At 66.5% G+C, this 22,429-nt stretch carries 17 protein-coding genes; 8 read left to right on the top strand and 9 right to left on the bottom strand.

Annotation, left to right across the window (positions count from 1 at the left end):
* Nucleotides 1-41: 41 nt before the first annotated feature.
* The 6 genes from ACIQCM_RS02210 to ACIQCM_RS02185 all read left to right on the top strand — a co-directional run bounded on the left by ACIQCM_RS02210 (nt 42) and on the right by ACIQCM_RS02185 (nt 11,817).
* Nucleotides 42-512: a pyridoxamine 5'-phosphate oxidase family protein gene (locus ACIQCM_RS02210; RefSeq protein ID WP_400603512.1), complete on the top strand. Its 471-nt coding sequence runs from the start codon at nt 42-44 to the stop codon at nt 510-512.
* 53 nt (nt 513-565) lie between these two features.
* Entirely contained in the window at nt 566-2,494 is a 1,929-nt protein-coding gene (locus ACIQCM_RS02205) for a heavy metal translocating P-type ATPase (RefSeq protein WP_400604280.1), read from the top strand.
* Complete coding sequence (locus tag ACIQCM_RS02200; RefSeq protein ID WP_400603514.1) at nt 2,491-5,058, top strand: cation-translocating P-type ATPase; 2,568 nt, start codon at nt 2,491-2,493, stop codon at nt 5,056-5,058. Before ACIQCM_RS02205 ends, ACIQCM_RS02200 begins: the two co-directional genes overlap by 4 nt.
* Nucleotides 5,059-5,142: 84 nt before the next feature.
* Nucleotides 5,143-7,560, top strand: a complete 2,418-nt coding sequence (gene ppsA, locus ACIQCM_RS02195) for a phosphoenolpyruvate synthase (RefSeq protein WP_400603516.1) — start codon at nt 5,143-5,145, stop codon at nt 7,558-7,560.
* Between the two features lie 43 nt (nt 7,561-7,603).
* A complete protein-coding gene (locus tag ACIQCM_RS02190) occupies nt 7,604-10,786 on the top strand; it encodes a beta-phosphoglucomutase family hydrolase (protein ID WP_400603518.1) in 3,183 nt (1,060 codons plus the stop codon).
* On the top strand, nt 10,783-11,817 hold the full coding sequence (locus ACIQCM_RS02185; RefSeq protein ID WP_400603519.1) for an ATP-dependent 6-phosphofructokinase: 1,035 nt from the start codon (nt 10,783-10,785) through the stop codon (nt 11,815-11,817). Before ACIQCM_RS02190 ends, ACIQCM_RS02185 begins: the two co-directional genes overlap by 4 nt.
* A gap of 36 nt (nt 11,818-11,853) precedes the next feature.
* On the opposite strand, the gene ACIQCM_RS02180 is transcribed toward ACIQCM_RS02185, so the two are convergent.
* From ACIQCM_RS02180 to ACIQCM_RS02150, 7 genes are all read right to left on the bottom strand, one after another.
* On the bottom strand, nt 11,854-12,096 hold the full coding sequence (locus ACIQCM_RS02180) for an acyl carrier protein (RefSeq protein ID WP_400603521.1): 243 nt from the start codon (nt 12,094-12,096) through the stop codon (nt 11,854-11,856).
* On the bottom strand, nt 12,093-13,388 hold the full coding sequence (locus ACIQCM_RS02175) for a dihydrolipoamide acetyltransferase family protein (RefSeq protein ID WP_400603523.1): 1,296 nt from the start codon (nt 13,386-13,388) through the stop codon (nt 12,093-12,095). Before ACIQCM_RS02175 ends, ACIQCM_RS02180 begins: the two co-directional genes overlap by 4 nt.
* The gene (locus ACIQCM_RS02170) at nt 13,381-14,361 is read right to left on the bottom strand and encodes an alpha-ketoacid dehydrogenase subunit beta (RefSeq protein WP_400603525.1); all 981 of its coding nucleotides are present in this window, start codon (nt 14,359-14,361) and stop codon (nt 13,381-13,383) included. The genes ACIQCM_RS02175 and ACIQCM_RS02170 overlap by 8 nt, the downstream gene beginning before the upstream one ends.
* Nucleotides 14,358-15,377: a pyruvate dehydrogenase (acetyl-transferring) E1 component subunit alpha gene (gene pdhA / locus ACIQCM_RS02165; protein WP_400603527.1), complete on the bottom strand. Its 1,020-nt coding sequence runs from the start codon at nt 15,375-15,377 to the stop codon at nt 14,358-14,360. The genes ACIQCM_RS02170 and pdhA overlap by 4 nt, the downstream gene beginning before the upstream one ends.
* Nucleotides 15,374-17,188 (bottom strand): acetate--CoA ligase, encoded by a 1,815-nt coding sequence (acsA, locus tag ACIQCM_RS02160; protein WP_400603529.1) that lies wholly within the window; start codon nt 17,186-17,188, stop codon nt 15,374-15,376. Before acsA ends, pdhA begins: the two co-directional genes overlap by 4 nt.
* Nucleotides 17,189-17,206: 18 nt before the next feature.
* The gene (locus tag ACIQCM_RS02155; RefSeq protein ID WP_400603531.1) at nt 17,207-17,953 is read right to left on the bottom strand and encodes a glucose 1-dehydrogenase; all 747 of its coding nucleotides are present in this window, start codon (nt 17,951-17,953) and stop codon (nt 17,207-17,209) included.
* Between the two features lie 528 nt (nt 17,954-18,481).
* Nucleotides 18,482-18,949 carry an Hsp20/alpha crystallin family protein gene (locus ACIQCM_RS02150; RefSeq protein ID WP_400603533.1) on the bottom strand — a complete coding sequence of 156 codons (468 nt, stop codon included), beginning with the start codon at nt 18,947-18,949 and terminating at the stop codon, nt 18,482-18,484.
* A 322-nt stretch (nt 18,950-19,271) separates the two neighbouring features.
* Here ACIQCM_RS02150 and ACIQCM_RS02145 point away from each other — a divergent pair, with 322 nt between their 5' ends.
* Both ACIQCM_RS02145 and ACIQCM_RS02140 read left to right on the top strand, forming a co-directional pair.
* The gene (locus ACIQCM_RS02145) at nt 19,272-20,303 is read left to right on the top strand and encodes an ANTAR domain-containing protein (RefSeq protein ID WP_400603535.1); all 1,032 of its coding nucleotides are present in this window, start codon (nt 19,272-19,274) and stop codon (nt 20,301-20,303) included.
* Between the two features lie 184 nt (nt 20,304-20,487).
* Nucleotides 20,488-20,958: a DUF4383 domain-containing protein gene (locus ACIQCM_RS02140; protein WP_400603537.1), complete on the top strand. Its 471-nt coding sequence runs from the start codon at nt 20,488-20,490 to the stop codon at nt 20,956-20,958.
* A gap of 262 nt (nt 20,959-21,220) precedes the next feature.
* On the opposite strand, the gene ACIQCM_RS02135 is transcribed toward ACIQCM_RS02140, so the two are convergent.
* The gene (locus tag ACIQCM_RS02135; protein ID WP_400603539.1) at nt 21,221-21,505 is read right to left on the bottom strand and encodes a DUF3040 domain-containing protein; all 285 of its coding nucleotides are present in this window, start codon (nt 21,503-21,505) and stop codon (nt 21,221-21,223) included.
* A 25-nt stretch (nt 21,506-21,530) separates the two neighbouring features.
* Nucleotides 21,531-22,397 carry a universal stress protein gene (locus ACIQCM_RS02130; RefSeq protein ID WP_400603541.1) on the bottom strand — a complete coding sequence of 289 codons (867 nt, stop codon included), beginning with the start codon at nt 22,395-22,397 and terminating at the stop codon, nt 21,531-21,533.
* Between the last annotated feature and the right edge of the window lie 32 nt (nt 22,398-22,429).

The following is a 22,429-nucleotide window of genomic DNA, read 5'->3' as shown; positions in this document are numbered from 1 at the left end:
ATGCCCTAGTTTGCCCGCGCGGGGCCGGATACCTTCGGCGTATGCATAACGACCCTCCGCAGCCTGCCACCGAAGTCCTCCGCCCGGGCGACTGCTGGGACCTCCTGCACGGTGTTTCGGTGGGGCACCTGGCAGTGACGGTGGACGACCATCCGGAAATCTTTCCGGTGAACTTCAAGGTGGACGACGAATCCCTCGTGTTCCGGACCGGCGAGGGGACCAAGCTTCGAAGTACCGGCGGCCATTCCGCCGTCGCACTGGAAGCCGATGGATTCGACGCCACCACCCGGACGGCCTGGAGCGTCCTGGTCAAAGGCCACGCCGTTGTGCTGAAGCCATCCCCGGAGCTGCTGACCGGCGTCGGGCTGACGCTTTTCCCGTGGCAGGCCGGGCAGAAAGACCATTTTGTCCGGATTGTTCCCGGATCGGTCACGGGACGCCGGTTTGGAATCACGTCACCGCTGACCTGGTGGAACCAGCTGGACAGTGCCCCGCGGGCGGACCGTGAATGAGGCGGCCGGCAGGTCCGCTTGAGGCTGCGGACACCACCGGGCTGACTGGGCACATGGCCGCCGGTTCTCCCCGGGGAAGCCGTGCCGGCAGACTTCTCCGGCTATATCCCCTGGTGGCGCTGACCTCAAGCATCATCCTGGTCACCCTGCTCCTGCCGCAGTTCGGCCTCGAAGAGCCGGTCCGGCTGCTCGCTTCGGCCTATGCCGCCGCCGTTGTGCTCGCCAGGTCCGTGTCCATGATCCGGTCCCTCCGAAAGGGCCGCTGGGGCATTGATCTCCTGGCGCTCATGGCCGTGGCCAGTACCGTCGCCGTGGGCGAATACCTCGCCGCGCTAGTGGTGATCCTCATGCTTGCCAGCGGAGAAGGGCTTGAAGACTTCGCCCACGGCCGGGCAGTACGCGAGCTGAGGTCCCTGCTGGACCGCGCGCCCCGGTTCGCGCACCGGGAGATGGCCGGACCGGTCCTGGACGACATACCCGTCGATGCGGTGGTGCCGGGGGATGTGCTGGTGGTGCGTCCCTCCGAGCTGGTGCCGGTGGACGGCGAGCTCCTGTCGGATTCGGCCGGCATGGACGAATCGTCGCTGACGGGGGAGAGCCTGCCGGTGGAGCGGCGCCGCGGGGAACTGCTGCTGAGCGGGTCAGTCAACGGCGAGGCGGCCATCAGGATGCGCGCGGCCGCCACTGCTGCCGATTCCCAGTACAGCCGGATCATCGCCCTGGTGGAGGAAGCTTCCGCCAGCAGGGCTCCGGTGGTGCGGCTGGCGGACCGCTACGCGGTGCCTTTCACCGTTCTCGCCCTCGCCATGGCGGGAACTGCGTGGCTGCTGTCCGGGGACGCTGTCCGTTTCGCCCAGGTCCTGGTAGTGGCGACGCCCTGCCCGCTCCTCATAGCCGCACCGGTGGCATTCCTGGCGGGCACCAGCCAGGCGGCCCGCAAGGGCATCATCATCAAGAACACCAGCACCCTCGAACAGCTGGCCAGGGCGCGGACCGCCGTCTTTGACAAGACCGGAACCCTCACGTCCGGCCGGCCGGTGCTGGACAGGGTTGAACTGGCCGCCGGGCCGGAAACAGGGTCCGGCGGCGCTCTTGACGAGGACCGGCTGCTGCAGCTGGCCGCATCCGCTGAACAGTTCTCGTCCCACGTCCTTGCCTCATCCGTCATCGCAGCCGCTGCCGCGAGGAACCTTCGGCTCCTCCCGGTGGCTCAGGCAACGGAACAGGCCACGCAGGGTGTGGAAGCAGAGTGCGGCGGCCAAAGGGTACTGGTAGGCAAGGCAGGACTCGTCCACGCTTCAGCAAGCGGGTTCCGGGCAGTCGCGCTGGAAAGCGGGCAACTGGCCGTCTATGTCGCCGTCAATGGAACCTACGCCGGCGCTCTGGTCATGAAGGACCCGCTGCGCGCTAACGCATTGGATACGCTCTCTGCGCTCCGGCGCCTTGGCATCCGGCACACCATGCTGCTCACCGGCGACGCCGGCGCGACCGCAGCCCATATCGCCCGGGAGGCCGGCATCCGGCACGTCCAAGCTGAATGCCTGCCCGCCGACAAGGTCAGGTCCGTGGCCGCCATCGCCGACCGCCCGGTCCTCATGGTGGGCGACGGCGTCAACGACGCCCCGGTCCTGGCCGCGGCGGATGTTGGCGTCGCCATGGGCGCAAAGGGTGCGACGGCGGCTAGCGAGTCCGCCGACGTCGTTGTCATGCTGGATGACCTCTCCAAAGTGGCCCTGGCAGTGGCCGTTGGAAAACGCACGCTGTCAGTGGCGCTGACCAGTATCTGGGTCGGAATCGGTGCCAGCATCGCCTTGATGGCAGTGGCCATGACCGGGTACATACCGGCGGTCACCGGGGCCCTCCTCCAGGAACTCGTCGACCTGGCCACGATTGTGAACGGGTTGCGGGCCCTTCACGGTGCAGACCGCCTTCCGGGCATGATGTCCTCCGCCTCAACCACCCAGGAGGCGGAGTACATGTGAGGACGGCGGACGGCCTGACCTCCACGCAGGCGGCGGAGCTTCTCCAGCGGACAGGACCCAACCTCCTTCCGGCGGAAAAGCCCGTACCCCAGTGGCGGAAACTCTGGGGCGAGATGACACATTTCTTTGCCCTGATGCTGTGGTGCGCCGCTGTCCTTGCCTACGTCGCCGACATGCCGCAACTGGCAGTGGCGATTGTCGTCGTCGTCATCGTCAACGGCGTCTTCGCCCACATCCAGCAGGAACGTGCCCAGCACGCTGCCGCCAGGCTCCGCGGGCTTCTGCCCGCGGACGTGGTGGTGCGGCGGGACGGACGGGTCCGCACGGTCCACGCAAGCGAACTCGTGACCGGAGACGTGGTGCTCCTGGCCGCCGGTGACCGCGTGCCGGCCGACGCGGTCCTGGACACGGCATCAGCCTGCACTGTGGACGAGTCCATGCTGACCGGCGAGAGCGAGCTGGTGCCCAAGAAGGCAGGTGATGCCGCATGGGGTGGAACCTTCCTGGTCAACGGGGAGGGCGAAGCGGTTGTGACGGCAACCGGTGCCCGGACCCGGCTGGCCGGAATCGCTGCATTGACAAGCCAGGCCGCGCCTCCACCCACACCGCTGTCCCTCGAGCTGCGCAGGATAGTCCGGGTCATCGCAGGTGTGGCCCTGGCAATCGCCGCACTCTTCTTCACCACTTCGCTGCTGGTGGGCTTCCAGTGGCGGGACGCCTTCCTGTTCGCCATCGGCGTGGCCGTGGCCCTCGTCCCCGAAGGCCTGCTGCCCACTGTCACTCTTTCGCTGGCCATGGGCGCCCAGCGGATGGCATCCCGCAAGGCACTGGTGCGCAACCTGGAAGCCGTGGAGACCCTCGGCTCCACCACCTTCATTTGCACCGACAAGACCGGAACGCTGACCCAAAACAGGATGAACGCCGTCGAAGTCCTCACGACGGCCGGCCGCGTCCAGCTGGCGGGCGAGGGGTACCAGCCCGAAGCGGCGGTGGAAGGGGAAGGGATCGACCGGGCAGCAGAGGCAGCGCTCGCGGCGCTCGCCGCATCCCAAGGAGGCGCAGAGTTCCGCGACGGGCAATGGCGGGCACAGGGGGATCCAATGGAAGCCGCCATCGATGTGCTTGCCCGCAGGCTGACCGGCCGTACCGCACAGCGGGAAACACCCTCACGCCGCATCGCCTTCGATCCTGCGCGCCGCCGCGAAACGGCGGTTATCGGAACGGACGCGTACTGCAAGGGCGCCCCGGAAGCCGTTTTCCCCTTGTGCCGCGACGTGCCGGCGCTCCTGCGGGACGAGGTGACGGGCATGGCATCGAGGGGCCTGCGGGTGATCGCCGTGGCACGGCGCCGGCTGGACGCCGATGATCCTGCGGCCGGAAGATGGGAGTTCTGTCCTGCGGAGCTCATCGAGCGTCATATGGAGCTGCTGGGCCTGGTCGGCCTACATGATCCGCCCCGGACCGACGCGGCGGAAGTCATTCAAGCCGCGCGCAGGGCGGGGCTCAAGCTGGGCATGATCACTGGCGACCATCCTGAAACTGCCGCGGCCATCGCCCGCGAAATCGGCCTGATCGGGTCACCGGAGTGCGTGCTGGAAGGCGCCGGCCTTCCCGACGACGAACAGATGCTCGGTGCACTGCTGGACCGGGACGGGGTGGTGGTGAGCAGGGTGTCCCCGGAACAGAAACTCCGCGTGGCCAAGGCATTGCAGTCCAGGGGCCACGTGGTGGCCATGACGGGCGACGGCGTCAACGACGGGCCGGCACTCCGCGAAGCCGATATCGGCGTGGCCATGGGCCTGACCGGCACCGATGTGGCCCGCGAGGCCGCGGACCTGGTCCTCCTCGACGACCACTTCGGCACCATCGTGGCCGCCATCGAGCAAGGCCGCGCCACCTATTCCAACATCCACCGGTTCCTGACCTACCACCTCACGGACAATGTGGCCGAGCTGACCCCTTTCGTCATCTGGGCGCTCTCCGGCGGGCAGTTTCCGCTTGCCCTCGGCGTGCTCCAGATCCTGGCCCTGGACATCGGCACCGACCTGCTTCCCGCGCTGGCACTGGGTGCTGAACCCCCTGGCAAGCACGTCCTGGCCCGGCCGCCGGAGCGGCGGCACCTGATGGACAGGCAGCTCATGATCCGGGTTTTCTGCGTGCTGGGGCCCGTGGAGGCGGCGGTGGAAATGGCGGCGTTCTCCGCCGTGCTGTTCGGCGGCGGCTGGATCCGCGGCGAAGCCCCGGAGGCGGGGCTCCTGATGGCAGCCTCCGGGGCCGCCTTCACCGCCGTCGTCCTTGGCCAGCTCGCCAACGCCTATGCGTGCCGGAGCGCGACGGCGGCGCCGTGGAGCCTGGGCTGGGGCACCAACAGGCTCCTGGCCTGGGCCGTCCTGGCCGAACTGGCCGTCCTCGCCGCGTGCCTGTACATTCCCCAGGCCGCTGCGCTGCTGGGGCACGCCCCGCCGCCGCCTGCCGGCTTCGTCCTGGCGCTCCTGGCGATACCGGCGGTCCTTGCCGCCGACTGGGCCTACAAGGAAATCAGGGGCCGGAAGCGCCCGGGCTAGCCGCGGCCACCCGTGCCCGCCCGCCCGTCCCCGCAGGACCAAAGACTCTGCCCGCCGGGTTCCGGACGGGCACAGAATCGAGGAATGAAAGCTGCCGCGCCAACATCCGTCAATAACGCCCGTGTGATATGGATCGAGGAGACGGGCATCGGGGACATAGCCTCCGTTGGAGGGAAGAATGCTTCACTCGGGGAGCTCAGCCGGTCCCTGCGGTCGGCCGGCGTCAGCGTTCCGGAAGGGTTTGCGACCACGGCGTCGGCCTACAGGGCGTTCCTGGAAGCCAACGCCCTGGTGCCGCGGATCAAGGAACTCGTTGCGGACTACCGCAGCGGACAGTCAACGCTGCGGCAGGCAGGCGCCGCCATTCGGGAGCTTTTCCTCGCAGCGACCTTCCCGGAGGACACGGCTGCCGGCATCCGCGAACACTACCGGGCACTCTGCCGCCGGGCAGGGGAGCAGCAGGTGCCGGTGGCCGTCCGGAGCAGCGCCACGGCTGAAGACCTGCCCGATGCCAGTTTCGCAGGCCAGCAGGAGACGTTCCTGAACGTGGCGGGGGAGCGGGCGGTCCTGGACGCCTGCCGCCGCTGCTACGCCTCGCTGTTCACCGACAGGGCCATCACCTACCGCGAGATCAAGGGGTTTGACCACCTCGATGTTGCCCTGTCCGTGGGTGTCCAGCGGATGGTGCGGTCCGACGTCGGTGCTTCCGGAGTGATGTTCTCGATCGACACCGAGTCGGGGTTTCCCGGCGCCGTCCTCATCAGTGCCGCGTGGGGACTCGGGGAAACCGTGGTGCAGGGAACCGTCAACCCGGACAAGTACCAGGTGTTCAAGCCCCTGCTGGCCAATGCTTCGCTGAGCCCCGTCATTGAACGGCACGTAGGGGCCAAAGAACGGAAAATGGTCTACAGCCACGGCGGTGATGCCCGCACGCAAATGGTGGAAACCACCGCACACGAACGCAGGTCCCTGGTGTTGTCGGACCCGGAAGTTGTCTTGCTGGCACGGTGGGCCGCGGCCGTTGAGGACCACTACGGGCGTCCGATGGACATGGAGTGGGCAAAGGACGGCATCACCGGCGAACTGTTCATGGTGCAGGCGCGGCCGGAGACCGTGCAGGCCCAGAGGACGGGCTCAACCTTCCGGACGTACCGTCTTCGGCAGCAGGGCAGGCTCCTGACGTCCGGGGCTGCCATCGGGGATTCCATTGCCCGCGGTCCTGCCTGCGTCATCCGTGACCCAAAGGACATTGAAGACTTCGTGGACGGCTCCGTCCTGGTGACCCGGATGACCGATCCGGACTGGGTGCCGGTGATGAAGCGGGCGTCAGGAATCGTCACCGACCATGGAGGACCCACCAGCCACGCCGCGATCGTCAGCCGCGAACTGGGGGTGCCGGCCGTCGTCGGCACCCGGAACGCAACGGAAGTCCTCGCCAACGGCGCACCGGCGACCTTGTCCTGTGCCGAAGGCGAAGAAGGCCATGTCTATGAAGGGCTGCTGGACTTCGCCGTGGAAGAAGTGGACATGGCCACCCTTCCCGCCACCCGGACGGCTGTGATGGTCAATATTGGCAGCCCAGCCGCCGCATTCAAGTGGTGGCGCCTGCCGGCCGCGGGGGTTGGCCTCGCGCGGATGGAATTCATCATCACCAACCTGATCCGCATCCATCCCATGGCCCTGGTCCATCCCGAGCGCGTCGCCGATCCGGAGGCCACCGCGCTGATCGAAGACCTGACCCGGGGCTACCGGGACCGCCGGGAGTATTTCGTCGATGTCCTGGCCACCGGGATCGCGAAAATCGCGGCGCCCTTCTACCCCAAGCCCGTCATTGTCCGCCTCAGCGACTTCAAAACCAACGAATACAGCCACCTCATCGGAGGCGGCGCCTTCGAACAACCCGAAGAGAACCCGATGCTCGGCTTCCGCGGAGCCTCTCGCTACTACAGCGAACAGTACCGGGAGGGGTTCGCGCTGGAATGCGAAGCCCTCAAGCGGGTCCGGGAACACATCGGCTTTTCCAACGTGGTCGTCATGGTCCCGTTCTGCCGGACGGTGGGCGAAGCTGACCTCGTGATCAAGGCCATGGCGGACCACGGGCTGGTCCGCGGTGAAGCGGGGCTCCAGCTGTACATGATGTGTGAAATACCGGCCAATGTGGTGCTGGCCGGCGACTTCGCGCGGCGTTTCGACGGCTTCTCCATTGGTTCGAACGACCTTACGCAGCTGGTCCTGGGAGTGGACCGTGATTCCGAGCAGCTCGCCGCGCTCTTCGACGAGCGGGATCCGGCGGTCACCACCATGATTGCCGAGGCCATCGGCAAGGCCCACGCCGCCGGGATCAAAATCGGCATCTGCGGACAGGGCCCCAGCAACCACCCCGACCTCGCCGAATTCCTGGTGGACCAGGGCATCGACTCCATCTCGCTGAATCCAGACACGTACCTGCGGACCATCCCCATCATCGCGGCGGCCGAACAGCGGCTTGGCAAACAGGCCTAAAGGCACTGGAAGCGTCGGCGCCTTCACTGGTACTGATGAAGCCATGACCACGTCGCCGACCGCTGCTGCTGCGAAGCCGCCCTTCGACGCTGTGATCTTCGACCTGGACGGCGTGGTCACCAATACCGCATCCGTGCACCGCGCCGCGTGGAAGGACGCGTTTGACCGGATCCTGCAGGACCCCCGGATCCCGCCGGCGGCAAACCGCGCCCCGATGACCAAGGCCGACTACCTGAACTTCATCGACGGCCTTCCCCGCGAGGATGGCGTCCTGAAGTTCCTCGCCGCCAGGGGAGTGGAGATAGACCGCGGGACGCAGGCCGACGAGCCGGGGGCATGGACAGCGGGTGGCCTTGGCGCCTTGAAGAACCGCCTGTTCCTGGAACGCCTGAAGCGCGGCGGCGTCCAGGCCTACCCGGGAACACTGCAGCTCCTGCAGCGGCTTTCCGGCGCCGGGGTGCGGGCCGCCCTTGTCACGTCCAGCCGCAACGCCTCGGCGATCCTGGAGTCAGCAGGACTTACCCGCTATTTCAACGCGGTGGTGGACGGCAACCTGGCCGCAAGCCTCGGGCTGCAGGGAAAGCCCGCCCCGGACACCTTCCTCGCGGCAGCGTCCCGGCTCGGAGTCCTCCCGTCCCGCTCCGTCGTCATCGAGGATGCCGGCGCGGGCGTGCAGGCCGCCCGCCGCGGCGGTTTCGGCCTCGTCGTGGGAATTGACCGCAACGGAATCCGGCGCGAACTCGAGGCGGCCGGGGCCGCCGTCGTACTCAATGACGTTGCGGAACTGGACCTGGGACTCGTTGCCGGTGATCCCTGGCAGCTTGTCTACGAAGGATTCGATCCCGGGCACGAGGGGCACCGGGAAGCGCTAACCACGCTGGGAAACGGCTACTTTGCCGTACGGGGCGCCGCCCCCGAAGGGGGGCCCTTCAGCTATCCGGGCATGTACCTTGCCGGGGTCTACAACCGCGTGGTTGCCTCCGTGGCGGGTGAAGAGCTGCTGGAAGAGCACATGGTGAACGGCCCCGATTGCCTTCCCCTGGACCTGAGGTTGCCGGGCGGAACCTGGTGGTCCGAGGGAGGGCTGGTGGTCCTTCGGGAACGCAGGACCCTGGACCTTCGGGCCGCCGTCCTGGAACGGCGGCTGCTCCTGGAAGCTGCCGGCGGGCGGCGCATGGAAGTGGTCCAGACCAGGTTCGTCTCGATGGCCGAGCCCCATCTGCTGGGCCTCGCCACGAGGATCACACCCCTGGGCTGGAGCGGAACCCTTGAAGTGCGCAGCGGCATCAACACCGGCGTCCGGAACGCGAATATCACCCATCCTTCCGCGGGGCCGGGAATCCACCTCACGGACAGGACCGGCCCCGGACTGGCCGGCACTGATCCGGCGGACAGCACGGCTGTGGTGCAGGCGGAGACCACACAAAGCCTGGTCCGGATCGCGTCGGCCTTCCGAACCAGCGTGGCCGGCGGAGCATTGCCAGGCCTGTCGGGCCGCAAAGGTGGCCTGCACTTCCAATCCTTCACGGTCGCCCTCGAGGAGGGGGCGACGGCGTCGGTCACCAAGACGGTGGCGGTGGTGACATCCCGCGACCACGCGATCTCCAGTCCCGAATCCGAAGCAAGGGCGGTGCTGGACCGCGCGGGCGGCGACTTCGACGCGCTGCTGGCTGCCCACAGTTCGGCGTGGCGGCAGGAGCTGCGGCCGTTCCTGGTGGAGATGGACGCCCCCGTGCAGGTCCGGATGGTGCTGAACCTGCATATTTTCCACCTTCTGCAGACCCTCGCCCACCACACCGCCGAGCTCGATGCCGGAGTCACCGCCCGGGGCCTGCACGGGGAGGGATACCGGGGGCATGTCTTCTGGGACGAACTGTTCGTGCTGCCCCTGTTGACGTCGCGGACGCCGTATGTCGCCCGCGCCCTGATCAACTACCGCTGGCGCAGGCTTCCGGCTGCCCGCCACGCTGCACGGCTGCTGGGGCTGCGGGGAGCAAAGTTTCCATGGCAAAGCGGCAGCGACGGCCAGGAGGAAACCCCGAAGTGGCTGTACAACGAAAGATCCGGGCGGTGGGTCCGGGACCATTCCCACATGCAGCTGCACGCCGGGCTGGCGGTCGCCTTCAACGCCTGGCAGTACTTCCAGGCCACGGGCGACTCAGCGTGGCTCCATCACCGGGGAGCGGAACTCCTGATCGAAGTCGCCCGGTTTTTCGCATCCCTGGCCGAGTACGACCAAGCCTCCGGGCGATACCACCTCAAAGGAGTGGTGGGACCCGATGAATACCACACCGGCTACCCGGCGCGGAGCCGGCCCGGACTGGACGACAACGCCTACACCAATGTCATGGCGGCCTGGGTGTGCGTGCAGGCCGCAGAACTCACCACCACCGCCCACGGCAGCGAGCTGGCCGAACTGCTGGAACGCCTTGGCGTGGCCGGCGGTGAACCGGACGGCTGGGCGCGCGTCGGCAATGCAATGTACGTGCCTTTTGGCCCCGACGGTCTGATCAGCCAGTTCGAAGGCTACGAACACCTGCAGGAACTGGACTGGGAGCATTACCGGGAACACTACGACAGCATTGAACGGCTTGACCTGATCCTGGAAGCCGAGGGGGACAAAACCAACCGGTACAAACTTGCCAAGCAGGCCGACGTCCTCATGCTGCCGTACCTGCTGGGGCATGAAGGCCTCGTCGCTTTCCTCAACGGGCTCGGCTATGCGTTCACAATGGAACAGCTGCACCGGACCATTGAGTACTACCTCGCCAGGACGGCACACGGATCCACCCTCAGCCGTGTTGCCCACGCATCGGTGCTGGCCGGGGTCGATGCCGACCGCGCCTGGGACAGTTTCCGCGAGGCACTGGATGCCGACCTGGACGACACTCAGCACGGCACCACCAGGGGCGGCATCCACTTGGGTGCCATGGCGGGAACCATCGACGTCATCCAGCGCAGTTTCGCCGGGCTGCGGATGAGCGGCGACACCCTGGAGTTCGCCCCCAACCTGCCCACGGGCCTGAACGCCGTCGCCTTCGAAGTCCGGTACCGCGGCCACTTCCTTACAGTGCGCCTCAAAGACGGGCACATGGGCGTCTCCTCCGCGCCGGGAGAGGCGCTGCCCATCAAGCTCCGGGTGGACGGCCGGAACACGACGCTTGCCCCCGGCCAGGCAAGGGACTTCGCCTCTCCCCGCCAGACGAAGGGACCGGCCGCCTCATGACACCGGTGGAACGACTGGGGATCCTGACCAGTGGCGGCGACTGCCCGGGGGTGAACGCGGTGATCCGCGGTGCCGTGCTGGCGGGAGCCGTCACGCACGGCTACGAGTTCGTCGGCTTCCGCGACGGCTGGCGGGGAGTCGTGGAGCACGACGCATTGCCCTTGCCGCGGCACGCCGTGCGCGGCATCTCCCGGCTGGGCGGAACCATCCTGGGAACATCCCGCACCAACCCGCTGTCGGAAGGCGGGGCGGAGGCGGTGCGTGGCAGTTTCCTGCGCCACCGGCTGGAGGGCCTCATCGCGATCGGCGGCGAAGGCACACTGGCCGCGGCGAAGGCACTCGCGGACCAGGGCCTCCAAGTCATCGGGGTGCCCAAAACGATCGACAACGACCTCGGCGCCACGGACTATACCTTCGGGTTCGATTCGGCAGTGCAGACCGCCACCGAAGCCATCGACAGGCTGCGGACCACGGGCGAATCGCACCACCGCTGCATGATTGCCGAGGTGATGGGCCGGAACGCCGGCTGGATCGCGCTGCATGCGGGAATGGCGTCCGGCGCCCATGCCATCCTGATTCCGGAACACAGGGTGGCCCTGCAGCAGGTAGCCGCCTGGGTGACCTCGGCCCGGGACCGCGGGCGGGCACCGCTGGTGGTGGTGGCTGAGGCATTTACGCCCGAAGGGGAAGACGCGCCCTACGCGCCCCGCGGCCTGGATACCTTTGGACGGCCCCGGCTCGGCGGAATCGGCCTTGCCCTTGAGCGGGAGCTGCAAGAGCTGACGGGGATTGAAACCCGGGCCACCGTCCTCGGCCACATCCAGCGCGGCGGCGAACCGACTGCTTTCGACCGCGTCCTGGCCACCAGGCTGGGTATGGCCGCGGCGGGGGCAGCAGCTGCAGGCCTGTGGGGAACGATGGTTTCTCTCCGCGGCACCGAGATCGTCAACGTCGGGCTGGAACAGGCCATTGGAGCCTTGAAGGTGGTCCCCGAATCGCGCTACCAGGAGGCGGCGGTGCTGTTCGGCTGACAGGCGGCGCGTGCAGCGGCGGCCAGGTATACGCAGCTAGGCGTGGGCGGCCACGTATTCCACCAGGCCCCCCACGGTGGCCACCGTGGGATAGTCCCGCTCGGGGATGTCCACCCCCGTGGATCCTGCGATGGACTCCACCAGGCGGAGGAAGTCGAGGGAATCCAGCTCCAGGTCCTGGCGCAGCCTCGCGCCGTCGACGAGGTCCCCGGGTTCGACGTCGGGCGCCACCTGGCCGATTGCCGCCTGGACTGCCGCCCGGGCATCCTGCCGGTTCATAGCTCCTCCGGGGTCTGCAACAGCTCATCGATACGGGACAGGAAACGGCCGCCGCGCAGGCCGTTGCTGACCCTGTGGTCCGCGGACAGGGTTGCAGTGGCGGCGTGGCGGATTCCGAGCATGCCGTGATGGGCCCAGGGCTGCTCCGTGACCCTGCCAAAGCCAACCATGGCGACCTGCGGCGGATAGATGACCCCGTACACGCTTTCCACACCGAGGTCGCCCAGGTTGGTGACGGTGATGGTCGGATCGGCCATCTCGGCCCGCTGCAGCCGGCCGGCCCGCGCCCGGGCAACGAGGCCCCGCAGCTGCTCCATGAGTTCGTCGAGCGTCAGGGCGTCCGCATCATGCAGGGCAGGTGCCACGAGCCCGCCTTGGCGCAGGGCCACCGCCACCCCAAGGTGCACGGCTGTGCCGGGGCGGAAGGAGCCGTCCGCGAAGAAGCCATTCATCTCCGGCACTTCCTTCGCCGCCAGCGCCGTGGCCTTGAGCAGCAATGCTGACGGAACCAGGCGCGAGGCGACCGGCCGCTCCTGGTTGGCCGACGCCATCCACGCCATGGCAGCCGCCAGGTCCAGGGTTGTGGCCAGGTAGTAGTGCGGGATCTCCTTCTTGGAACGGGACATCAGCGCTCCCACCGCCTGCCGGAGGCTTTCCGCCTTCCCGCCCGGCGCCTCCTTCCGGGGTCCGCCGGATGCTTCGCGGCGCACGTCCGCCTCGGTCACAGCCCCGCCGGGTCCGGTTCCGGCCAAGCCCTTCAGGTCCACGCCGAGCCGCTCCGCCAGCCGGCGCGCCAGCGGCGAGGAGCGCACCCGGCCGCCACCGGCCGCGCCGGGCGGTGCCGGGTGCGGCCTCCGGGGCGGTGGCGGGAGAACGGCCGCCTTGGTGAGGGACGCCGCCCCGGCGCGTTCGACGTCGGCACGCGTCACCTCAGCGTTCCTGCCGCTCCCGTGGAGCGAACCGACGTCGACTCCCAACGAATGCGCCAGGTGCCGTACGGGGGGCGGAAGCTTTGCAGCCTGGTCACGGGGTGGGCGTTCGGAGGGCAGCTGTGCGGGCGTGGCCGTGATCCGGGCGATCGGCGTCCCCACATCCACCGTGTCGCCGATTTCCACGAGGAACTCGGCAACGACGCCTTCCTCGAAAGACTCAATATCCATCACGGTCTTGTCCGTGTCCACAGCCGCAATGAGATCGCCCTTGCGGACATAGTCGCCGGGCCTGACCAGCCACTCCACCACCTTGCCGTGCTCCATGTCGGCGCCCAGGGACGGCATCCGGAACTCAGTCATGGACACCCGCAGCTTCCCGAGCCGCAGCCACCACCCGTTCCACCGACGGCAGAGCGGCGAGCTCCATGTGCTTGGCATACGGCACCGGCACCTCCGCGCTGCAAACCCGTTGCACCGGGGCATCCAGGTCAAAGAAGGCATGTTCGCTGATCCGGGCTGCTATCTCAGCTGAGATGCTGCCGCTGCGCCAGCCCTCGTCCACCACCACTGCCCGGTGCGTCCTGCCGACGCTGCCGAGGATGGTGGCATCGTCGAGCGGCCGCAGGGTCCGCAGATCGATGACCTCCGCGTCGACGCCTTCCGCTTCCAGCTGGTCAGCGGCTTCAAGCACGGCCGGAAGGGTGCCGCCGTACGTGATGAGCGTAACGCCGGTGCCCGGGCGCAGGACGGCGGCCGTGCCGATGTCCACCGGTCCGGCGTCGTCCGCCAGCTCTCCGGCGACGTTGTAGAGGGATCCGTGCTCAAAAATCAGGACCGGGTCCGGGTTTTCCAGCGCGGTCCAGAGCATGCCGCGGGCGTCGGCCAGCGTGGCAGGGGCCAGGATCCGCAGGCCGGGGATGTGCGCGTACCAACCTTCCAGGCTGTGCGAGTGCTGCGCGCCCAGCTGACGGCCGGCTCCGGTGGTCATCCGGATGACGATCGGCACGTTGAACTGCCCGCCGGACATGTGCAGCAGCGTCGCTGCGTTGTTGACGATCTGGTCCAGCGCCAGGAGGCTGAAATTGACCGTCATGATTTCGACGACCGGCCGCATCCCGCCCAGCGCGGCCCCGATGCCGGCGCCTACGAAACCCGACTCGGACAGCGGCGTGTCGCGGATGCGTTCCGGCCCGAATTCCTCCAGCAGGCCAAGGCTGACGGCGAAGCTCCCGCCGTAGCGGCCCACATCCTCGCCCATCAAGAAGACCCGGCCGTCGCGTTGCAGGGCGTCGCGGAGGGCCGCACGCATGGCTTCGCGGTACGTGGTCTTCATCCTGCTGCCCGTCCTTCCTCGGCGTCAACGCTTCTCTCGCTGTAGACGAACCGGGTGAGGTCTTCCACGGGTTCGAGGGTTCCCTCCTCGGCGAAATCGACGCCGTTTGCCATCTCCGCGTCGATGTCCGCCTGCAGGCCGGCCCACTGCTCTTCCGGCAATTGACCGGCCGACTCCAGCGCGGCCTTGAGCAGGAGGATGGGGTCCCGCTCCATCCAGCGGGCTACTTCCGATTTATCCCGGTACAGCTCAGGATCGAACATTGAGTGGGCGCGGAAGCGGTAGGTGCGCAGCTCCAGGAAGTGCGGGCCGCCGCCGGCCCGAACCGCATCCACCGCCCGCCGGGCAGCTTCCTCGACCACGAGCACGTCCATGCCGTCAACGGTCCAGGCCGGAATCTCATAGCCCGAGGCCTTGAGTGCCATGTCCGTCTGGGACTCCGAACGGCTCAGTGCCGTGCCCATCGCGTACAGGTTATTTTCGCAACAGAAAAGCACGGGAAGCTGCCACAGTGCTGCCAGGTTCAGGCTTTCGTGGAATTCGCCCTCGGCCACCGCGCCTTCACCGAAGAAACAGACGGTGATCCGGCGCCGGCCGCACATTTTGTCTGCCAGGGCCAGCCCGACTGCGAGTGGAAGTCCACCCGCCACGATCGCGTTTCCGCCGTAGAACCTGGTTGCGGCATCAAAGAGGTGCATGGAGCCTCCACGGCCGCGGCAGCATCCCTCGAGCCGGCCATACATTTCTGCGAGGATGGCCCCTGCCGATACACCGCGCAGGAGTGCATGGCCGTGCTCACGGTAGGTGGCCACCACCGCGTCCTCGGACGCGAGAATTTCAAGTACGCCTGCGGCCACGGCTTCCTCGCCGATGTAGACGTGCAGGAATCCGCGGATTTTGGCGGCGCTGTAGAGTTCGATGCACTTTTCCTCAAGCCTGCGAACCCGCAGCATTTGCCGCAGGAGATGCCGGGCGTGCTCTGCATCCGGGATGTCCTGGCCCCGCATGGCGTTCATGGCCGCTGCCCTGCTTGCTCCAGCGTCGACAGGTCGCCCTCCGGCAGGCCCAGTTCACGGGCCTTCAACAGCCGGCGGAGGATCTTGCCGCTGCGGGTCTTGGGCAGGTCTGGAGTGAAATCGACCAGCCTGGGGGCGACGGCTGATCCCAGTCGTTTGCGGGCGAAGCCGATGATTTCCAACCGGAGACCTTCGGACGGTTCGTATCCTGGCCGCAGTTCGATAAAGGCCTTGACCACTTCGCCCGCTACGGGATCGGGCACACCGATCACGCCGGCCTCCGCCACTGCAGGATGCTCCATCAGGCAGCTTTCGACCTCGAAGGGGCCGATCAAGTGGCCTGACGACTTGATGACGTCATCCCCGCGTCCTACGAACCAGAAGTACCCGTCGGCGTCGCGCTTTGCAAGGTCGCCGGTGAGGTACCAGCCTCCCGCGAAACAGCGCCGGTACCTCTCCTCCTCGTTAAGGTAGCCGCGGAACATCGATGGCCAGCCAGGGCGGAGCGCCAATTCGCCCATGACATCGGGTGCGGTGACGAGTCGGGCTGTGCCGTCCTCGATGACCGGCTTGCCCTGGCCGTCCCTGGCGACCAGGGCGGCCTCGATCCCGGGCAGGGGCCGGCCCATGGAGCCGGGACGGATAGGCATTGCCGGGTAGTTGGCGATCATGATGCCGCCGGTCTCGGTTTGCCACCAGTTGTCGTGGACGGGCAGGCCGAGGAAGTCCTGGCCCCACATGACTATTTCGGGATTCAGTGGCTCGCCCACGCTGGCCACGAACCGAAGTGCGGAGAGGTCATGCCCGGCGGCCTTGTCTGCGCCGGCCTTCATCAGCATGCGCAGCGCGGTGGGGGCTGTGTACCAGACGGCCACCCTTTGCTCGGCGAGGATCCGGTACCAGCGCTCCGCGTCCAGTTCTTCCTCATCGACGACGGCAGTGACCCCATGCGCCAGTGGGGCGATGATGCCGTAGGACATGCCGGTCACCCAGCCCGGATCTGCGGTGCACCAGTAGATGTCATCCGGGTGGAGGTCCAAGGCGTAGGTCCCGGTGGCGTAGTGCGCAACTACGGCCTCATGGACGTGTACAGCCCCTTTGGGGGTGCCGGTGGTGCCGCTCGTGAAGTGCAGCAGGGCCATATCATCCGGTTGGGTCACGGTGATGTCCGGCGAGGGGGCGGCAGCCGCCATGAGTTCTGCAAGGTCAAAGGTTCCCGGTTCCGGCGTCCCCTCCGCGTCAGCCAGCAGGACAACGCGCAGGTCGGGGAGGCTGTCCCGGATAGGGGCCACCTTCTTGCGGTACAGGGCCCTGGTGGTCACCAGCGCCCGTCCCGCCCCAAGATGCAGTCTTTGCCGCACCGGTTCGGGGCCGAAGGCGGAGAAAAGTGGGCAGAAGACGCTGCCGTTCTTGAAGGTCCCCAGTACCGCCGCATAGAGGTCGGGGCACCGGCCCAGCAGCGAGAAGACCCGTTCACCCCTCTGGATACCAAGTTCCCGGAGGACGGAGGCAAATTTCCCTGACTCTTCTGCCAGAGCCAGGTAGGTCAGTGAACGCACCTGGCCGTCTGCCCGAACAAAACGTACTGCTTCCCGTCCGCCCTGCCCGCCGTCCACGTGCCGGTCAACCGCTTCATACGCGATGTTCAGCCCCCGGCCCCCGGGCAGCCCGGACAGCTCCCGCCGCGCTTCATCCCACGTGAAGGCCTGGCAGGCCCCGTCGTAGTCCGCAAGGTTGGGCGGTATGCGAAACGACGCGGGGTCTTTGGTGATCAACGGCCAGCGGGTGGGTCTCTCGATTCGAGTCCTCATCGTCTCATCAGGTTTCGGCTATTCGGGTTTGGGAGGCGTGACTGTGCCGGCCGTGTCCCCACCATCAATGACAAACTCAGCGCCGGTGACAAACGACGATTCGTTGGACGCAAGATAGAGGACCAGGTTCGCCACTTCACCCGGATGCCCCTCCCGGCCTATGGCAACGCGGCTCATGTCCATCTCCAAACCGGCCGTCATGGGTGTGGAGATGACTCCTGGATGCACGGAATTGGCTCTAATGCCGTAGCGTCCCAAATCGAGGGCCACACTTTTTGTCAGTCCGCGCACCCCGAACTTTGAAGCCGTGTAACCAGGAATCTGCTCATATCCCCGAAGGCCCGCAATCGAGGAAATGTTGACGATTGAGCCTCCCGTTGATTGTTTGAGGGCCGGTATAGCTGCCTTGATCCCATTGAAGGTTCCGGTCAGGTTGACGGCGATCACCGCGTTCCATTGATCCAATGTGTACTCTTCGATGGAAGCAAAATTCACGATGCCTGCATTGTTGACGAGGATGTTCAGGGCACCAAATGCCTCTACAGCGGCTTTCACCGCCGCCTCCCACTCCTGCGGGCTTGTCACGTCCAGGTGGACGTAGAGGGCGCCCGACCCCAGGCGCTCAGCGGTTTTCTTTCCTTCCTCGTCCAGGACGTCGGCTATGACCACGCGTGCCCCTTCGCCATGCAGCCTGGCCGCCACAGCCGCCCCAATGCCCCGTGCCCCGCCGGTGACGAGGGCTACTTTGTCGATGACTCGTTCCATTCGAGTTCCTCCTTGTGATTGCACCAAAGGCGTGTGGGTTGTTTCCAGCGGAGTGAATGGCTCCCGAAAGGCTTATGGCCGGGCGCTGCCGTGCCGTGGTTAACGCCGGACCGGGGTTTGCCCGGCACCTCCACCATCCGCCCTGGGTACGCACCGATCCAGAGCCAAAAGTCCTGACTCTGGAAGTAGTGCCGTGACCGGTCCGATCTTCCCGGGCAAGGATCTGGGGCAGGCCCGCAGCGTTGGCGCCTGCATCAAAGGTCAAAGCGGCAAAGCGGCAATGCTTCCTGCGCCCGGTTCGAAGGTGAGGTCCTGGTTGCCTGACTGCGCCGGAACGGGTTCTGTGTCGGAACAGCGCCGCGCGCAGACGGCATGTGGCGGCGCGGGCGACAGCGTACTGCCCCGAATACCGCGCGGGGCCGTGAAGGGCGAAGGCACTGTGGGCACGGTTGCGGCTGAACACCACGTCGTCGGTGTTGAGCCTGGATATCGATCCCGGATCTCGTCTTGTTCAGGGGTGCTGCCACCTTACCCGCGGGTGATGGGGAGCTTCTTCGGCTCCGTAGGCTGCGCTTCGTCGGGAAGCGGCGCGCGGACTTCCAGGACTCCGTTGGTGTACGTGGCTGTAATGTCTTCTTCCTTTACACCGTCCGGAAGGGGAACGCTGCGGCTGAAGGATCCGTAGCGGAATTCAGAACGGAAGGTGCCTTTGTCTTTGTGTTCTTCTCTTTCCTGGCGTTCGGCACGGATCCGCAGGACCCCGTCCTCCAAGGTGACCGCGACGTCCTTGTCCGGATCGACACCGGGCATTTCGGCGCGGATTACGAGATTACTGCCATCGACGTATTCCTCAACCCGGAGCGGAGCCGGGACGTCTGCGAAGTGGAACGCGCGTTCCAGCGAGTCCAGCATTTCTGCCGGGGAGCGCAACGCCATGTTGAAAGGGGAAGTCAAGCGGGAGGATGTAAACGGCGACCATTTGAGTAAGTCAGACATGACGGGTTCTCCAGGTTTTAGGCAGGGAAGGCCAGCGTGAGGGCCGGTGTCCTTCGATTACATACCCGCCCGGGGCACGTGCAACAGGGCCATAAGGCCCTCCCTCTGGATCGACGCTGATCGACGCTGTCGGTCCACACGCATTGGCGAACAGCGGACAGGGGGTTTCCACTTCTGTCCCCGGGCTGGTGCAGGCGCTAGTCTGTAATAAGCACTAGGTGCGGCTTGAGCTGTCATCAGCGGATGCAGGCCCGGCCTGCCCGAAACACCTATGGCAAGACTTTATGTCGACTAGCTCCTTTCCGGCCTGAAGCCTCGTCAGATGAAGCCCTCAGGGGTCTGGAAGGTCTGGATCATGGCTGGACATTTCGAAGTCTTCATCGACCGCCGTTCCTACGTCCGTTTCCGGCTCATGGCGCCTGACGGAGCGTTGCTGGCGGTTTCAGCGCGCTTCAGTGATAAGAAAGCCGTGGCGACAGCCATATCCGACGTCCGCGCGTGTGCAGGCATGGGCCTCATCGAAGACCATTGCGTTGCTGCCCGCGCGGCTGAGGCGATCGGCACGCCCAGCCACCCCCGCACCCGGAACCAGTTACAGAGAACGGCCGCCAAGAGAAGGGCTAAAGCTTCCTTCGGCTCCGGGCGCGAACCCGGGCGGCCGGACGGCTTTGCCATGGAAAGTGAACACGTCGGGGAGGTGCTCGCCGGCCTGGCAGGCCACGCGGTGAGCACCCTCTCCCTCACGAGTTCGGGCGTCTCATGCGGACTCACCCTTTCCCGCCCAAAGAGGACTTCCGCCTTCGGCGGCAGCGGGGTGCTGGTGCAACTGCTGAATGACCTGCAGACCGGATTCCGTGAGGGGCCGGGAATCACGGCCAGAACCGAACAGGCCACAGTCCTGGTCCGGGATCTGGCCGACGATTACCGCTGGCCACGGTTAGCCCGGCCCGCTGCCAGCCATGGCATAAGGTCCGTCCTGGGCGTGCCCGTGCCCACTGAGGATGGGGTGAGCACCGTACTGACCTTGTGCGTCGACCGACCGGACGCATTTGACTATGCCGGCATTTGTGCTGCGCAAGAATTCGCCGCACAGGCATCACGGATCCTCCGGCCGGCACTTCGGATCGCCGAGCTGAAAGACACGGTGGAGAATCTCCACGCGGCCTTGGCCACCAGAACTGTCATCGACACTGCTTTGGGGGTGATCATGGCCCAGAACCACTGCGGTCACGACGCCGCCATCGCCATCCTCCGTGGTGCATCGAGCTCCAGAAACGTGAAACTGCGGGACGTCGCGGCGTCCGTTCTCGTTTCCGTCTCCGAGGAACACCTCCCAGTGCACTTTGACGCCTAGTCTGTCCCGCAACTCTCAGTGCGTACGTGGAGCTGCGAAGCAGGACCAAAGCCTCTACATGCCAGCCTCCCGGGGGTGGAAGCTTGAACTGCAAGCCGGGGGCGCGGCCGTGCTCAGTCCACACCATGGCCGGATTCTTTCCAGGACGCCATCAGCAACAAAGAACGGACCAAGGGAGTATGAGATGTCTGCATCATCAGCGCATCCGGGTATAGGTGCCGGCCACCATCGAACATCACTCGAGCTCACTGCACTTGCCGCGGGTGCCGTCTTCGCCCTCGTCGGCGTTCTGGGTTTCATCCCGGGCGTCACTACGAGCTATTCGGAAATGGCTTTTGCCGGACCCGACTCAGGGGCCATGCTCTTCGGTGTCTTCCAAGTCTCCATCCTGCACAATATCGTCCACCTGCTCTTCGGAGCGGCAGGGTTGGTCATGGGCAGGACCGCAATCCAGTCGAAGTATTACCTGATCGGCGGCGGTGCGCTCTATCTGGTGATCGCGCTCTATGGGCTCCTGATCGATCAGGCATCTTCCGTGAATTTCATCCCCGTCAACGCCGCGGACAACTGGCTCCACGTCGTGCTTGCGGTCGTCATGTTGGGCCTGGGAATCTTCCTTGGCCGAGCGGTCTCGGGCAGCCCCAGGCGCCAGTAACCGGACAATTGCAGCCGGACAGTTGCGGCCGCTGAGCTCCCCGGGCTCAGCGGCCGACGACGGCGAACTCCGCCAGGCGCGCCCCACCTTCCGGGAACGCGCCCCCAACCTTCCGGGAAACCTTCCGGGAACGCCCCCACCTTCCGGGAAACCTTCCGGGAACGCCCCCACCTTCCGGGAAAAGATCGCGCACCTTCCGGGAAAAGATCGCGCAGGCCGCGCTGGGAATCGCGCAGGCCGTGCCGGAAAAAGATCCCGCAGGCTAGTTGCCGCGGTCCAGCATCTTCTGCACATCCCGCACGGTCCGGAAGGCCCCAACACAAAGCAGGGCAAACCCGGAAACGCCCAGGATGGAAGTCTGCAGGACCTGGCCGGCCACCATAAGGCACAGCCCCAAAGCCAGCAGCGTCAGTCCGCGGCGGGCCCGTGCCCGGTTCCCGCGCAGGAGGGCGTCACCGTCCAGCAGCGAGGACAATCGCGGGTCCTCGTGCTGCAGTTCATCGCCGATGCGGTCGAGTTCCCGCTTCTCGAACTCAGAGAGTGACATCAGGGCCTCCTCAAGGCTGCCTCTGTCAGCCTTTGTGGGCGGACTTCTTCAGCCTGGTGATTATGGTTGGGCAGGGCGGATTGGTCAGGACGCCGTGCGCCGTGGATCCCAGCAGGAGCCGGCCGAAGCTGCCGCGGCCCCGGCTGCCCAGCACCAGCAGGGCTGCCCCTGTTGCCGCGTTGATCAGCGCGTCTGCGGGCTCCATGACGGTTTCCAGGACCTCCTTGATCACCAGTCCCGGGTAGTCCTGCCGGATTCCCGCGGCTGCTTCGGAAAGCACAATCTGTTCTTCTTCAACCACCAGCTCGGCAAAGCTGCTGGACGGCAGTCCGGCCTTGATCCAGCGGTTCGGCCCGGTAAAGGCGTACACCACGGTAAGCTCCTCACCCAGGTTGTCCGCTTCGGCAGCGGCGAAGGCGACTGCCTGGGTGGACTCGCGGGATCCGTCCACGCCCACCACGACTCCCTTGCCCTGGGCCTCGTGGGTACCGACGACGGCCACGGGGACTTCCGCCGTCGCCGCCACCTGAAGCGCGCGGTCGGTGAGCGCGCCGCGTGCGTGGCTGCTGGAACCCACCACCAGCATCGAAGCATTCTTCGCATAGTCGCCCAACGTTGAGCCGATGCCGCCTTCGAGGAGATCGAGCGTGAAGGCCAGGCCGGGCTCAGCCGCCCGCAGCCGCTGTCCGGCGACCTCGAGCAGGTCCAGTCCGGACTGGCGCAGGACGTCCACGTAGGGGAGCGCCTCGCCGGCCATCCACCGGTCGTCGATGACATGGAGCACCGCAAGCGGCACCTTTCGGCGATTGGCACGGGCCGCTGCCCACATCAGTGCCGCACTGGACGCTTCGGTGTCGCTGATGCCGACGGCGATGGGCTGGCTGGATGTCATGGATCCTGTCCTCATTCCTGTTCGAGTGGACT

It is taken from the genome of Pseudarthrobacter sp. NPDC092439 (assembly GCF_044754945.1).
In the GTDB taxonomy this organism is placed as follows: domain Bacteria; phylum Actinomycetota; class Actinomycetes; order Actinomycetales; family Micrococcaceae; genus Arthrobacter.
Note: the sequence above shows the minus strand (reverse complement) of the source record. Positions and strands in the feature narration are given on the sequence as shown.

Coding starts and splice junctions, on each gene's coding strand:
- ACIQCM_RS02150 (WP_400603533.1), bottom strand. CDS start 18,949: ATGTCTGACTTACTCAAATGGTCGCCGTTTACATCCTCCCGCTTGACT.
- ACIQCM_RS02205 (WP_400604280.1), top strand. CDS start 566: ATGGCCGCCGGTTCTCCCCGGGGAAGCCGTGCCGGCAGACTTCTCCGG.
- ACIQCM_RS02130 (WP_400603541.1), bottom strand. CDS start 22,397: ATGACATCCAGCCAGCCCATCGCCGTCGGCATCAGCGACACCGAAGCG.
- ACIQCM_RS02140 (WP_400603537.1), top strand. CDS start 20,488: ATGTCTGCATCATCAGCGCATCCGGGTATAGGTGCCGGCCACCATCGA.
- ACIQCM_RS02190 (WP_400603518.1), top strand. CDS start 7,604: ATGACCACGTCGCCGACCGCTGCTGCTGCGAAGCCGCCCTTCGACGCT.
- ACIQCM_RS02170 (WP_400603525.1), bottom strand. CDS start 14,361: ATGAAGACCACGTACCGCGAAGCCATGCGTGCGGCCCTCCGCGACGCC.
- acsA (WP_400603529.1), bottom strand. CDS start 17,188: ATGAGGACTCGAATCGAGAGACCCACCCGCTGGCCGTTGATCACCAAA.
- ACIQCM_RS02185 (WP_400603519.1), top strand. CDS start 10,783: ATGACACCGGTGGAACGACTGGGGATCCTGACCAGTGGCGGCGACTGC.
- ACIQCM_RS02145 (WP_400603535.1), top strand. CDS start 19,272: ATGAAGCCCTCAGGGGTCTGGAAGGTCTGGATCATGGCTGGACATTTC.
- ACIQCM_RS02135 (WP_400603539.1), bottom strand. CDS start 21,505: ATGTCACTCTCTGAGTTCGAGAAGCGGGAACTCGACCGCATCGGCGAT.
- ACIQCM_RS02180 (WP_400603521.1), bottom strand. CDS start 12,096: ATGAACCGGCAGGATGCCCGGGCGGCAGTCCAGGCGGCAATCGGCCAG.
- pdhA (WP_400603527.1), bottom strand. CDS start 15,377: ATGAACGCCATGCGGGGCCAGGACATCCCGGATGCAGAGCACGCCCGG.
- ppsA (WP_400603516.1), top strand. CDS start 5,143: ATGAAAGCTGCCGCGCCAACATCCGTCAATAACGCCCGTGTGATATGG.
- ACIQCM_RS02175 (WP_400603523.1), bottom strand. CDS start 13,388: ATGACTGAGTTCCGGATGCCGTCCCTGGGCGCCGACATGGAGCACGGC.
- ACIQCM_RS02155 (WP_400603531.1), bottom strand. CDS start 17,953: ATGGAACGAGTCATCGACAAAGTAGCCCTCGTCACCGGCGGGGCACGG.
- ACIQCM_RS02210 (WP_400603512.1), top strand. CDS start 42: ATGCATAACGACCCTCCGCAGCCTGCCACCGAAGTCCTCCGCCCGGGC.